At 44.8% G+C, this 13,889-nt stretch carries 10 protein-coding genes; 9 read left to right on the forward strand and 1 reads right to left on the reverse strand.

Features of this window, described 5'->3' with window-relative positions:
* Nucleotides 1-155: 155 nt before the first annotated feature.
* The 5 genes from uxuA to DYADSP32_RS22310 all read left to right on the forward strand — a co-directional run bounded on the left by uxuA (nucleotide 156) and on the right by DYADSP32_RS22310 (nucleotide 7,010).
* Entirely contained in the window at nucleotides 156-1,358 is a 1,203-nt protein-coding gene (gene uxuA / locus DYADSP32_RS22290) for a mannonate dehydratase (protein WP_149240693.1), read from the forward strand.
* Between the two features lie 29 nt (nucleotides 1,359-1,387).
* A complete protein-coding gene (locus DYADSP32_RS22295; protein WP_149240692.1) occupies nucleotides 1,388-2,182 on the forward strand; it encodes a glucose 1-dehydrogenase in 795 nt (264 codons plus the stop codon).
* A 56-nt stretch (nucleotides 2,183-2,238) separates the two neighbouring features.
* Nucleotides 2,239-3,072, forward strand: coding sequence for a ThuA domain-containing protein (locus DYADSP32_RS22300; RefSeq protein ID WP_149240691.1), 834 nt, complete (start codon nucleotides 2,239-2,241; stop codon nucleotides 3,070-3,072).
* A gap of 202 nt (nucleotides 3,073-3,274) precedes the next feature.
* A complete protein-coding gene (locus DYADSP32_RS22305; RefSeq protein WP_149240690.1) occupies nucleotides 3,275-4,711 on the forward strand; it encodes a Gfo/Idh/MocA family protein in 1,437 nt (478 codons plus the stop codon).
* A 622-nt stretch (nucleotides 4,712-5,333) separates the two neighbouring features.
* Nucleotides 5,334-7,010: a D-aminoacylase gene (locus DYADSP32_RS22310; RefSeq protein ID WP_149240689.1), complete on the forward strand. Its 1,677-nt coding sequence runs from the start codon at nucleotides 5,334-5,336 to the stop codon at nucleotides 7,008-7,010.
* A gap of 206 nt (nucleotides 7,011-7,216) precedes the next feature.
* Here the strand turns inward: DYADSP32_RS22310 and DYADSP32_RS22315 are convergent, their stop codons facing one another.
* Nucleotides 7,217-8,077, reverse strand: a complete 861-nt coding sequence (locus DYADSP32_RS22315) for an AraC family transcriptional regulator (protein WP_149240688.1) — start codon at nucleotides 8,075-8,077, stop codon at nucleotides 7,217-7,219.
* A gap of 364 nt (nucleotides 8,078-8,441) precedes the next feature.
* Between DYADSP32_RS22315 and DYADSP32_RS22320 the strand changes: the two genes are divergently transcribed.
* The 4 genes from DYADSP32_RS22320 (at nucleotide 8,442) to DYADSP32_RS22335 (ending at nucleotide 13,871) form a co-directional block, all read left to right on the forward strand.
* Complete coding sequence (locus tag DYADSP32_RS22320; RefSeq protein ID WP_149240687.1) at nucleotides 8,442-8,897, forward strand: META domain-containing protein; 456 nt, start codon at nucleotides 8,442-8,444, stop codon at nucleotides 8,895-8,897.
* Between the two features lie 152 nt (nucleotides 8,898-9,049).
* Nucleotides 9,050-9,862 carry a sugar phosphate isomerase/epimerase family protein gene (locus tag DYADSP32_RS22325; RefSeq protein WP_414617979.1) on the forward strand — a complete coding sequence of 271 codons (813 nt, stop codon included), beginning with the start codon at nucleotides 9,050-9,052 and terminating at the stop codon, nucleotides 9,860-9,862.
* Nucleotides 9,863-10,188: 326 nt separating this feature from the next.
* Nucleotides 10,189-12,663 (forward strand): TonB-dependent receptor, encoded by a 2,475-nt coding sequence (locus DYADSP32_RS22330; protein WP_149240685.1) that lies wholly within the window; start codon nucleotides 10,189-10,191, stop codon nucleotides 12,661-12,663.
* Between the two features lie 23 nt (nucleotides 12,664-12,686).
* The gene (locus DYADSP32_RS22335; protein ID WP_149240684.1) at nucleotides 12,687-13,871 is read left to right on the forward strand and encodes a PepSY-associated TM helix domain-containing protein; all 1,185 of its coding nucleotides are present in this window, start codon (nucleotides 12,687-12,689) and stop codon (nucleotides 13,869-13,871) included.
* Nucleotides 13,872-13,889 lie beyond the last annotated feature (18 nt).

The following is a 13,889-nucleotide window of genomic DNA, read 5'->3' on the forward strand; positions in this document are numbered from 1 at the left end:
TCCGACTGATTGCGTCTGTTAAATATCCCTAATTTACATTGTCCCTTTTTTTGACTACGTTTTGGCAAAGCTATTAAATTTAATGCAATCGGTTACAATGCAAAATAATATTTAGATATTTATAGCTTTATAAGATTCGGATACAAATTATTAATATGATACAAACCATGCGCTGGTTCGGGCCTAATGATCCGGTTTCATTGATGGATATTCGCCAGGCAGGATGCGCCGGGGTTGTGAGCGCTTTGCACCAGATTCCGGTGGGGGATGTATGGGAGGTAGCGGCAATTGAAGAAAGAAAAAATGTCATTGAAGCGGGCAACGATCAGTTTTCTTCCTTAGAGTGGCTGGTTGTGGAAAGCCTTCCCGTTCATGAACATATCAAAAAAGGACTGCCTTCGCGTGCGCTTTACATCGAAAATTACAAGGAATCGTTGCGAAATCTGGCACGTTGCGGTATTAGGACGGTTTGTTACAATTTTATGCCCGTTCTGGACTGGTCTCGAACGCAACTGGATTATACGCTTCCGGAGGGGCATAGGACGTTAAGATTTGTCTGGGAAGACTTCGCGTTGTTTGATCTCTATATACTTAAACGTCTCAACGCTGCAGCAGACTACGAGCCGGAGATTCGGGAATCGGCCTTGAATAAATTTCAGAACATGACCGCCCATGAGCTCGACGTTCTCACCAACACGGTTTTGCTTGGACTTCCGGGTTCTGAGGAGGCATTTGATCTGGCTATATTTCAGTCATTGCTGGACGCTTATGCAGACATAGGCGATAAGCAACTTCGTGAAAATCTATACTACTTTGTTCAGCAAGTAGCACCAGTGGCAGCGGCGTTAGGGATCAATCTCTGCATTCATCCCGACGATCCCCCAAGATCACTCTTGGGACTTCCGAGGGTAGTGAGTACAGAAGCGGATTTCGACCAGCTTATGAGGGCGAGTGATGTCCCGGCAAATGGGATTACGTTTTGTACCGGGTCATTAGGGGTACGACCCGATAACGATCTGGTCAGAATCATTAAGCGCTTTGGAGACCGGATACATTTCGTGCATTTGCGTACTACAAAGAGAGAGATTGGTACGAGAAATTTTCACGAAGCACCGCATTTGAATGGGGATGTGGATATGTATGAGGTGGTAAAGGCACTTTTGGAAGAAGAGCAGAAACGTAAAAACGCGGGCTCTATGGACTCAGAGTTGCCTATGCGACCCGATCATGGTTTTCAGATGCTCGACGATCTGCATAAAAGGACTTATCCGGGTTACTCTGGTATCGGCAGGCTTAAAGCACTGGCTGAGCTGAGGGGACTCGAAATGGGTATCTGCAGATCCTTACATTTTTCTTAAATCATACTAAACGCTTATATTGAGATTTCATGATCGAAGACAACAATCCCTCTGACGGCAATTTATTCAATAGAACTTTTTCACTGGCAGGCCAGCTTGCTGTGGTTACCGGAGGTGGCAGCGGTATTGGTTATTATATTGCGCAATGCATGGTTCAGGCAGGTGCTAAGGTGGTAATAACCGGACGAAGAGAGGATGTCTTACAGCAAACTGCAAAATCACTTGGCGATCGGGTTTCCTATTTCGTCAATGACATTACCAAACTGGACACCATTCCGGCATTGGTAGAGGCGATCGAGGAAATAAACGGGCCCATAGATATTCTGGTCAATAATGCCGGGATCAACATGAAAAAGTACGCCGTTGAAGTCACAGATGCTGATTTTGATAAGGTTATTCAAACCAACCTCCATGCGGTATTTTCGATGACGAGAGAAGTAGGTAAAAAAATGATTGAGCGTAAAAAGGGGTCCATTATTATGATTACATCCATGGCGGCGCTTTACGGGATTGACCGCGTGGTGGCTTATACCGCTTCCAAGTCAGCAATAGGAGGGATGGTGAAAGCGTTGACAACTGAATTTTCCCCGTACAACGTCCGGGTAAATGCGATAGCACCCGGTTTTATCGAAACCCCTATGATGCTGACCGCCATGGGTGGAGATCCCGCGCGGCGTGATAAGGCAATGGACCGTACGCCTATGGGCACTTGGGGCAAGCCTGATGACATCGGCTGGGCGGCGGTTTTCCTGGCATCACCGGCGGCAAAGTTTATCACCGGCGTTTCCTTACCGGTTGATGGCGGTAATTCCATTGGTTTTTAGCCTTTGTTTAATTGAGTATTCAGATTCGTACTATTCCTAATTTTAATTAATCTTTCATGAAGAAACTAGCGGGCAAACTTTTATATCTGGTGGCTGTGCTGTCGATCCTTTCGGTGGGAAGTGCTCAGGCGCAAAAGATCAAATGGAACAAGGTGAAGATCCTGTTTTATACTAAAAATGGGCAGGGATATGTGCATGATAATATCGCGAATTCAGTTGTTGCCATTCAATCCCTAAGCAAACAGCATGGCTTTGTGGTGGACGTAAGTGATGATCCCTCCAAGTTCACTGATGCCAATCTCAAACAATACGATGCACTTGTATTCTCCAACACCAACAATGATGTTTTTGATACCGATGCGCAACGTGTGGCATTCATGCGATACATTCAGGCGGGAGGGAATTTTGTGGGACTGCATTCAGCGTCTGGTACAGAAAGGAAATGGAAATGGTTCAAGGGGCTTCTCGGAGGAACATTCTTCTGGCATGAGCCGGGGCAGGGCTTTACGGTTAATGTGTTGGACGCCACAAACCCGTCACTGTCCCATCTGCCTGCCAAATGGGTTCGTGAAAGGGATGAATTCTACTTTATCAAGGAACTGGGAGTCAACCTGAATGTATTGGCAGTAAACGATCACACCACGATTCAAAAACCGGGAGGTAAGGCGCTGGATACCTTTGGTACTGTATTTCCCTCCGTCTGGTGGCATGAATACGACGGAGGAAGAGCGTTTTATACCTCCCTTGGCCATGAAAAAGGGGATTACCTGAAAGAGGATCTTCAAAAGCACATTCTGGGAAGTATAGAATGGGCAATAGGGCCTCAAAAACCAAGAAATTACGGCAAAGCCTACGCCACAACCCCAAACGATGAAATAAGAAAAAAATAGTCCATTCGCCATATTAGCCTGAAAGGCTATCATACCTAAACGTCGGGCAACGCCCGGCGAATGAAGAAAACATAAGCCTGAAAGGCTTACATTCTCAAGGTAGGGCAACGCCGGCGAATGAAGAAAACGCTAGCCTGAAAGGCTTATATATTTTAACGTCAGGCATCGCCCGGCGATTTATGAACTAATAATCCTGGATCACATGAATATCAAAGAAGAAAACAACCCAGACAGGAGATCCTTCCTGAAAAAGGCAGCAACCGGAACGGCAGGAATAATCGCTGCTTCCATGTTCCCGACGATTGTGCCATCAAGTGTTTTTGGTAAAAACGCGCCTAGTAACACGATCAACATCGGGCAAATCGGCTTCGGGAGGATTGGTCTGTCGCACGACTTACCAGAAGTAATAAAAAATGAAGCTGCGCATGTAATCGCTGTAGCAGATCTGGATAAAACCAGACTGGCCAAGGGTAAAGTCTGGATTGAGAAAAAATATGCTGAACGAACCGGAAAGGAGAAATATCTGGACGTGAAGACCTACGACGACTACCATGAAATCCTTGGCAGAAAGGATATCGATGCCGTTATCATCAGTACGCCGGATCACTGGCATGCCCAGCCTGCCATGGAGGCCGCGGCTGCCGGTAAACATATTTACATGCAAAAACCTACTTCGCTTACCATCCGAGAAGGAAGGCAAATGGCAGATATGGTGATCAGGAAGAAGGTCATCTTCCAACTTGGAAGCCAACAGCGGTCTATGAATCCTTGGGGCCAGTTCAAACGTACCTGTGAACTGGTACGTAACGGCCGCATTGGCAAGCTTAAAAAGGTGTATGTTGGCTTACCTGGAGACCCCGCTGGCGGAAACCCCGATAAAATGCCCGTTCCCTCCAATCTGAACTATGACATGTGGCTGGGCTCTACGCCAGAGATTTATTACACCAAGGATAGGGTTCATTCACCAACAGACATGCTGAATGAGCGTCCAGGCTGGCTGCGTTTGGAGCAGTTTGGTGCAGGCATGATTACAGGTTGGGGCTCCCACCATATCGATATTGCGCATTGGGGAATGGATACCGAACTCACCGGGCCCATAGAAATAGAAGGTACAGCCACTTTCCCGGCTCCAGGTTCGGGCCTTTGGGACGTTCACGGCGACTTTTTGGTTCATTCTAAATATGCCAACGGTGTAGAAATGGAAATTGGCGGTACCAATCCCAACGGAGTAAAATTCGAAGGAACGGATGGCTGGATTTTTGTTTCCCGCGGCAACGTGGGTGTAACAGCATCAGATCCCGGAGCAGCAGCCTCTGCCAAGGAAAACAAAGCATTTTATGCCAGTGATCCCAAAATTCTGGGTTCGGTAATCGGTAAGGACGAAGTTCATCTTTACGAAAGTCCTGAGCAACACCAAAACTGGATTGAAAGCATCCAAAGCGGCAAGCAGACGATCAGTCACGCAGAAATTGCACAGCGATCCTGTACCGCCTGCCTTCTGGCGCATACTGCGATGAAACTAGGTCGTAAACTCAAATGGGATCCAAAGAAAGAAGATTTCATTGGAGACAAGGAAGCTTCGGCAATGCTGTCAAGACCACAGCGCGGGCCTTATGGAACTAGTAGAGTGAAGGGCTGATTTGGTATGAACCAATTCAATGCTACAAGACCTTTCTGGGTAACCAGGAAGGTCTTTTGATATCTGTGTCATAAGTAAAAAATTATAGTTACTTTAAAATCCAAAGGCTTCACTAAAAGATAAAAATGAATAAATTAAAACTTTTTGTCTTTCTCTTTTTTTAGCCAGTGGTTTGGCTACGCAAGCTGCCACCGAGTTAAAGATCCCCACGCTAAATTCAGTATAATTCCTCCGGCTAGGTTTGTTTACTAGGCACTAAGTACGCAGTTGGAAATGATCTGTAAAACTGCCAATAACGCTCCAATTGCCTAATGGAAACCCACTGCCAAACTCAGGCTGTAGTTCCTTTGACGAGGATTTGACAATATATGTCACTTATTCATCCCGATCTTTCCCCTGCGGCTCCCTCAAAAATGCGGTCCCTACATCTTACAGAACATAAGAACGCACGCATGATCAACGGCACCGATCCCCGACTTTGTGTAATGATTGACTTTATTTCTGAATCAGACCTTAGTTTAATTCCATGTTGATGGATATGATTCTGGTTGAGACAACAATCTTTGTATTGGTATCGATGAATTCGTACTTTTAATCTTGTCGTTCCACTTTGTGTCCTTTCATGAGAAATCCACTCCTACTGCTCCTAATTGTTGCAACAACCCTATCCTGCACCACAGAACCCAAATACGACACCATCATCCGCAACGGTGTCATTTACGATGGCAGTGGTGATAAGCCGTTCTCAGCCGATATAGGCATCAATGGGGACACCATTGCTGTGATCGGTGATTTAGGAAATGAGACGGCAACAAATGAAATTGATGCCACTGGAAAGGCAGTTTCGCCCGGTTTTATCAATATGCTCAGTTGGGCAACAGAATCATTGATTCACGATGGACGAAGTCAGAGCGATATTCGCCAGGGTGTGACGCTGGAAGTGATGGGTGAGGGAACGAGCATGGGACCATTGAACGCGAAGATGAAAACGGAATGGCAAAACGGGCAAGGAGATATTCGTTACAAAATTGCCTGGAATACGCTTGGCGAATACCTCAAATTTTTGGAAAATAAGGGTGTAAGCTGTAATGTGGCTTCCTTTGTGGGTGCAGGTACTGTGCGTACTTATGTGGTGGGAGAAGATAATCGGGAGGCCACCGCGGCGGAAATGGACAGTATGCGGTTACTTGTAAAACAGGCGATGGAGGAAGGTGCAATGGGCGTGGGTTCGTCTTTGATTTATCCGCCGGATTTTTTTGCATCTACGAAAGAGCTGATCGCTTTGTGTACCGAAGTGTCCAGGCACGGCGGTATGTACATATCTCACTTGCGAAGCGAAGGCAACAATCTGGACGAAGCGGTTGAAGAGTTGATCACAATCGCCAGAGAGGCCAAAGTGCCGGCTGAAATTTACCATATAAAAGCCGTGGGAAAGGACAATTGGCACAAGATGGACGGTGTGATCAGGCGGATAGAAAAGGCCAGGTCGGAAGGATTGCAGGTTACAGCAGACATGTATACCTACGTGGCAGGTGCAACCGGGCTTACTTCGGCATTCCCCCCTTCGTTACAGGACGGGGGATTTGGCAAATTGTGGCAACGCCTTCAGGAGCCTGCCATTCGCCTACAGATGCAAAAAATAATGCGTTCGAATCCCGAAGATTGGGAGAACCTGTATTATGGCGCAGGTACCCCGGAAAACGTGCTATTGCTTGGCTTCAGGCAGGACTCGTTGAAAAAGTTTATCGGAAAAACGCTTGCCGAGGTTGCCAAATTAAGAAATAAATCTCCTGAAGAAACCGCCATCGATCTCATTGTCCAGGATAGTACCCGCATCGACGTAGCGTTCTTTTTTATGACTGAAAGTAATCTGAAAAAGGAAATGGTACTTCCCTGGGTAAGTTTCGGATCAGATGCCGGCAGCTATACGCCGGAGGGTGTTTTTCTTAAGTCGCAGCCGCATCCTCGATCTTACGGCAACTTTGCGAGGGTACTTGGTCACTATGTGCGGGACAAAAAGATACTGCCGTTGGAAAAGGCCATTTATAAATTAGCGAAGTTGCCAGCTACCAACCTTAGGCTCAAAAAACGTGGCGAATTAAAGGTAGGCAATTATGCCGATGTGGTTATTTTCGATCCGGAAAAAGTGCAGGACCATGCCACATTCGACAAACCGCAGCAGTTTGCCACGGGCGTTTCAGACGTGTTTGTGAATGGAACTGCTGTTTTGAAAAACGGAGAACATACGAATGCGAAACCGGGAAGATTTGTGAAAGGGCCGGGATATAAGGATAAATGAACAGGACGTTTTTAAAATAACGCGGGCGAAATCTTGTTTGGAAGATCTTTTGAAGAAGACGACAAGTATTTCAAATCGCTGGATTTGTTCGCGAAATCGTTCCCGGGTCGTTCTCAATAGCAGGGGGGGCTGGGAGAGGATATTTAAACGAACTTATCAAGGATGCCCCAACCAAATGAAAGCGCTCGGCTATTTGATAAGGTAGCTCAATAACTTACCTTGTACTCCCTGGGCGTGTGTCCGATGTACTTTTTAAAATTCCTGTTAAAGTTGGACAGCGAGTCAAATCCGCTGTCATAAGCAATTTGAGCAATAGTGAATTTGTCGTCCAGGAGTAGCTTACAGGCATGGCCAATCCTGATCTCATTCACAAAATCAATGAAAGTTTTGTTGGCTCGTGCCTTGAAATATCGACAAAAGGCAGCTTCACTCATGCCCGCCAGGGATGCTACATCACCAAGCCTGATTTCCTGGGCAAAATGCTGCAATACGTAATTGTGCACCTTTTGCATCCGTTCCGTTTCCGAAACCTTATAGTTATTGACATAGCCATAGCTCGCAATGGGAGTACCTCCATCTTCGTGTGCGATGCGATTGAGTAAAGTAAGCAACCGAAGCACACTTTGAAAGCCATCAATGTGCATGAGTTCAGATAATTCGGTTCGGATGTGCTCCCTCAGCGCTCCCTTATACTCGATCCCTCTTTTGGATTCCTGTAAAAGTTGACGAATAGCCATCATTTCATTTCGCTCCAGGAAGTCCTTCCCTAAGAAGTCCTCCTGAAAGTAGAGAACAATTCCATGCGTAAACAGTGACGGATTATTCTCAAAAAAGGCAGGGTCGCTACGCCAGAGATGGGGAACATCCGGGCCAAGGAAAACGGTATCTCCGGGACCAAAGGTTTGGATAGAATCCCCAATGAGCCGCTTTCCCGTTCCGTGTAATACAGTAAACAACTGGTAGTGTGGGTGAAAGTGCCAGTTTGCGTCAAAATGAGGTTCCACAAGTTCCTGTACTGTTACGGACCGTACTTGGCTTTCAATATTCTTATGTATCGGAGCTTTCACATTACAATGAATTTTGACCTAAATATAAGTATAAATTGAATTTCGACGTTAATATACAGCTAGTTTTTAAATGTAGAAGCTTTTACACGATTCCCATAGTGTGAAGTTGTCATTTGGCTATCATCCGGAATACAATTGCCGCCGTTTAATAAATTTGTTCGCGTTTTTAACAATTTTAAAAGAAACGGGATTATTCTGCGTTTCAAAATGGAGTAAATTAATGGTCCTGGTTACGCTGGCACTATTTTAATTATAGTTGACGGGGGAGACGGATCCAGGACAATAATGACGTTGCTCTATGATTCTTAGCAACAACCCGGTTTAACTCAGCGCTCCTTATTGAACGACTTCAACACATACGATCATGACCCATTACAACTGTCTGCCCCTGCTGTTTCTTTCATTAATTTTAATAGGTTGCGGAAAGGCACCCAGCGTATCCAGCCAAATAGAACTCACCGGGAAATGGGAGCTGGAAAGGGTAGTTCATGATAATGTAACCATCAAGAAGCCCGCCTCACGTCAGGGCCTTTATGATATTAGCCTTACTTTCAAGGAGAAGGGGGAATTGGAGGCTACTTCTGCAAACAATTATCTTACCGGCTTTTACGAAACAGCACAGCTCAACAGCATTCAGTTGGGTGGGGACGGTACCGAAAGAAAAGAAACCTTATTAGGTGATCTATTTGTCAATGCCCTGCCCAATGTAAATCTATATGAGTTAAATGCGACGCAGCTTATTTTGTATTACAATCAAGGTAATAAGCTAGTATTCAACCGCGTAGAAGCACAGGATACTAATTTAACCGCAAGCAGATAGCTAGGCTGTTTAATCCGTTTCTACCGTTTATGCATGTCGCTCCTGGAACTCGGTCAAAATATGTTCATCACTAATCAAATGCTGCTATTGATTTGGTAGTACATTCGTGTAAAATTGTATTTTGAATTATATATTTCCGCATGAAATACAGCATGAATCTCCTTCTCTGGGGAAATCAAATTGACGATAAGCTGTTCCCAACGCTTGAACTGATTAAAGAAATTGGCTTTGATGGCGTGGAAGTACCGATCTTTAACACCAGTCCGGAGCACTGGTTTAATTTTCGTAAAAAGCTTGATGATCTTGGCCTGGCTTGTGAGACAGATACGATCTGCAGTCCCCACCACCACCTCATAAGTAGTGACCCGTCGGTAAGAAAAGCATCAGTCGCGTATCTGAAAAGTTGTTTAGACTGCTCGTTGGTTTTGGGTGCAACGCGTCTGATGGGCCCCATACATTCTGCCCTAAGTGTCTTTAGCGGGAGTCCTGCTACGAGAGAGGAATGGCAATGGGGATTGGAAGGTATACGTGAAGTAGCCGATTACGCGGAGTCGCTGGATATCACACTTGGTTTGGAGTATCTGAACAGATTCGAACTATACCTTACCAGCTGTACCGATGAGCTGATCCGGTTTGTGGATGAGGCCAATCATCCCGCTTGCAAGATTATGTTTGATACCTTTCATGCCAATATTGAGGAGAAAAATATTGGGGATGCGATTCGCAAAGCTGGTGATCGGATATCATTTATCCAGCTTTCGGAGAACGATCGTTCCACGCCGGGTAAAGGCAATGTGGATTGGCAGGGTGTTTTTGAAGCGATCAGGGATATTAAATACGACGGATGGTTAAGTCTTGAAGCGTTTAGTCCGAAGTTGCCTGTTGCCAATATCTGGCGTAAAATGTTTGATTCGGAGGAGCAGTTAATGCGGGATGGACTATCGTTTGTCAAGGCGAATATTTAGGAAATCATATTTCTCTTTGATTACAAAGGGATGTGATGCGTTTAGGAAAGAGTCACATGGAACGGCTGTGTACCTTTGGAACAACCCGTAGGCATCTGTGTAATTTTGGAGAGAAAAGTTTTCAGAGCAAAAAGAGAGCAGCGGATATGGCCAATTCTGTTGCTCTTTTTTATATGCCAAAAACGTTTTATTACCATAATTTAAGCCCAAAGTTTTATAAATCAGATTGGTTTATTTTTTTATCTAAAATTTCCTTTACTATTATTTTGCATTAGTCTAAATAAGATTACTTTTGCCTCTCAATTCAGCAAAATTTTATTTAGGCAATGAAAATATTCTTTACGTTTCTACTTTCTTCCCTTGCTTTTTCTGCTTTTGCCCAAACTGCAGTAATCAAAGGAAAAATTACCTCACAAAATAAGCAGTCGGTAGAACTGATAAACGTTATTCTCAAAGAAACGGGAAAAGGAACGGTTACTTCCGAAACAGGAGAATTTACGTTTTCGGGGCTTGAAGCAGGTAGTTATCAGATCATCGCCACTGGAATAGGCTTCAAGCGTATTGAAAAACAGGTATTGGTTTCGGAAGGACAAACTACAACTTTGGAGCTTGAAGCCATCGAAGACGCACGGCTTTTGCAAACGGTGGATGTTATTGGTAATCCGGAATCGAATTACAAAACGGATCTTTCTTTTATCGGGAGCAAAACGGCAACACCAATCCGGGAGGTGCCGCAGGCCATCTCGTACATTACAAAGGAAGTAATGCACGACCAGGGAACGTTTTTGATGGGCGATGCAGTCAAAAATATGAGTGGTGTCAATCAGTTTACTTTTTATGATGACCTTACAATTCGTGGTTTCAGAATGAATGGTGGTAGTACCACACAGTTATTCAACGGATTAAGGACCTTTTCCGGTTTCTGGAAACAACCACCGGTAAATTACCTTGAAAGAGTTGAGGTAATAAAAGGTGCTGCATCAGCGCTTTATGGCAATACTTCACCAGGTGGTACCATCAACAGGGTAACCAAAAAACCATTGATGACGCCACGGAAATCCTTGTCATTCACGACGGGAAGCTTCAATACACTCCGTGCACTGGCCGATTTTACAGGTCCGATGAATGAAAACAAGACACTTCTGTACAGATTGAATGTTGGCTATGTAAATGCACAGGGATTCAGAAACTTACAGTTCGATAAAAACGTCATCATTGCACCGTCTGTATCGTTTCTGCCAACCCAGAAAACCCGCATTAACTTTGACCTTGTTTACAACAACTCAAAAAGCCGGCTGGACCGCGGGCAGTCCGTTGCGGGAAATGACCTTTATTCGAGCTCAATCAAAACCTCACTCAATGCGGTAAATGATTATTTGAACGAAGAAACCTACCTGATCACGACTTCACTGAACCATCAGTTTACCCAAAATACGTCTCTGAATGTGGCCTACCTGCGTACAGGCTATAACGAAGACTTACTCGAGCACCGCAGCAGTAATGTAAACGGTGTTGATTCGGCAGGATCGGCAATACCTAATCTGGTGGGCAGGCAGGTTTTCATCCGGAAGACAAAATCGTTTATGGACAACGTTTCGCTTTTTATCAACCATAGTTTTAATACAGGAAAGGCAGAACATAAGTTTGTGGCGGGATATGACTACATCCAGTCTACTACGCCCAAAGGTTCGGGGCAGCAAACTGCCAACGGGTATTTGCTAAAAGCAGGCGGAGCGGCAGCCTACAATGCCAAAACACCTGAGCGTTATGTATTTTATAACTACGTTGAAAACGGGATTACCAGGAGTATTCCGAAACCCAACATATCGCATTACGATCTGACATTGCAAAACAACCAGATGGAAGATCCGAGTAAATACATTTATAATGTAGTCGCTAATTCAGCCACAACACCGGTATTTTACCAGTTGCACGGTTTGTATCTCCAGGAGCAGGTTAAAATCGACCGTCTGCAAATATTGCTTGGTCTTCGCTACGATACTTATATTGACAAAAAAGGATACACTACCAAAACAGAATCTAATGTAACCCAACACGCCTTGTTGCCACGTATCGGGGCCGTATATACGGTCAACGGACATGTTAACCTTTACGGAACGTATACCAAAGGATACAACCCGCAGGATGCCGCCACGCAGGTGAATCCGTTGGCCGGCGGACCATTTGACCCGATTCGCAGCAGCCTGCTCGAAGGTGGGGTAAAATCGGAGTGGTTCGACGGACGCCTGACAGCGAATCTCTCGGTTTACAACATTACGCAGACAAATACCCTTTACAATGCCAATGTGGCCGAACGCCCTGATCTTTTGCAACAAATCGGTGAGGAGCAGGCGAAGGGAGTGGAATTTGACATCACCGGAAACATCCTGCCCAACTGGAATCTGATCGTAGCATACAGTTACAACGAGGCAAAGATTACGGATGCAGGTACGAAAGCAACCGACCAGGTTTTGGTTAACATGCAGAAGCCGAATGCACCAAAAAATCAGGGGAGTATCTGGACAAAATACACTTTTACCAACAGAGGTATAAACGGTCTCGGCTTGGCGTTGGGTGGAAATTTTGTGACCGAACGCAATTTATCGTTGAGCAACACGCAAACATTACCAGGCTATGTGGTTCTGAATGGAGGTATTTACTACAAGATTGAGAAATTCCAGTTTCAGGTCAACCTTAATAACCTGGCGAATAAAACCTATTGGGTAGGTGGTTACGATTACCTGAGACTGTTTCCGGGCGCACCACGCAATTTTATGGCTACGGTTTCCTATACTTTTTAGCATTCAAACGGTAAGCCGAACCTGTGAAAAAAATATTCAAGAAAATTGCTTCGCAACTGCATTTATGGCTGGGGATTTCCTCCGGCCTTGTGGTTTTTATAGTGGCGCTTACAGGCTGTCTGCTTGTTTTTGAAGAAGAACTTGAACCGGTTATCAATAAATCATTTCATATTGTGGAAGTGCCAACCGGATCTTCTCGCTTATCGCTCGATAGTCTTGCGCAGGTTGTTGCCCTTCATTTTCCAAACAACAAGCTTACCAGGATCATTGTTGAACCCGAAGAAAACCGAACCGTTATTTTTGGGCTTAAACAAGGTAAAAGTGAAAAGGAATTATTGTCCATTGCCGTTAATCCTTTTACGGGCGCCATTACAGGCAATAGGCATGAACATGATACTTTTTTTGAAGTTGTTTTACGTTTGCACAGGTATTTATGCATGGGTGACACAGGCAAAATCATTACTGGTGTTTCTTGTGTATGCTTTTTGGTCATTATGATTACCGGACTGGTGCTTTGGTGGCCAGGCAGAAAGAACCGAGTGCAAAGATTTAAAGTTAAATGGGACGGCTCACCCAAAAGGTTCAATTGGGATTTACATGCCGTATTGGGGTTTTATGCGCTGCCATTCGTTTTTCTAATCGCTTCCACAGGATTGGTATGGAGTTATAAATGGGTGAATAACCTCATTTATCTTACTTTCGATGGCAAACCACCGCAAAAGAGAGAAGCACCTGTAAACCTGATTACGGCCGGGGCAAGCATTACGCATTATCAGCGAATACTCAAAGAAACAGACCTGCTTCGGCCGCACACCGGAAAGGTAACTTTCACAACCCTGGATACGGACAGTTTAAGTATCACAGTCGCTAAAACGGATGACGAGGCAGCGATCAGCAATGTTGTTAGTTTTCTCTATTTTGATAAAAATAATGGTTCATTGATATCCACCCGGCTTTACGAAAACGAGACTCCGGGCTTCAAGGCACGAAGGGTTGTTTTTCCAATTCATACCGGAAGTCTGCTTGGTTGGCCTACCAAGCTGATTGCATTTATTGCCGCATTGATCACTGCGAGTCTTCCGGTGACTGGTTTCTTCATTTGGGTAAGAAAAAGAAGGAAAAACCAGAAAAGAATACGTAATAACGCAAGTAAAAAAACTTCCGATGAAAGAGAAATGATCCTTAGAAACGGGGAAAGTGAATTTTAGAATTGTTCCAATGGGTAT

This window comes from Dyadobacter sp. 32 (assembly GCF_902506755.1).
GTDB lineage: Bacteria > Bacteroidota > Bacteroidia > Cytophagales > Spirosomataceae > Dyadobacter.

Excerpts from the sequence above, each read along its gene's own strand:
- uxuA (WP_149240693.1), top strand. The coding sequence starts at position 156 with ATGATACAAACCATGCGCTGGTTCGGGCCTAATGATCCGGTTTCATTG.
- DYADSP32_RS22295 (WP_149240692.1), top strand. The coding sequence starts at position 1,388 with ATGATCGAAGACAACAATCCCTCTGACGGCAATTTATTCAATAGAACT.
- DYADSP32_RS22300 (WP_149240691.1), top strand. The coding sequence starts at position 2,239 with ATGAAGAAACTAGCGGGCAAACTTTTATATCTGGTGGCTGTGCTGTCG.
- DYADSP32_RS22305 (WP_149240690.1), top strand. The coding sequence starts at position 3,275 with ATGAATATCAAAGAAGAAAACAACCCAGACAGGAGATCCTTCCTGAAA.
- DYADSP32_RS22310 (WP_149240689.1), top strand. The coding sequence starts at position 5,334 with ATGAGAAATCCACTCCTACTGCTCCTAATTGTTGCAACAACCCTATCC.
- DYADSP32_RS22320 (WP_149240687.1), top strand. The coding sequence starts at position 8,442 with ATGACCCATTACAACTGTCTGCCCCTGCTGTTTCTTTCATTAATTTTA.
- DYADSP32_RS22325 (WP_414617979.1), top strand. The coding sequence starts at position 9,050 with ATGAATCTCCTTCTCTGGGGAAATCAAATTGACGATAAGCTGTTCCCA.
- DYADSP32_RS22330 (WP_149240685.1), top strand. The coding sequence starts at position 10,189 with ATGAAAATATTCTTTACGTTTCTACTTTCTTCCCTTGCTTTTTCTGCT.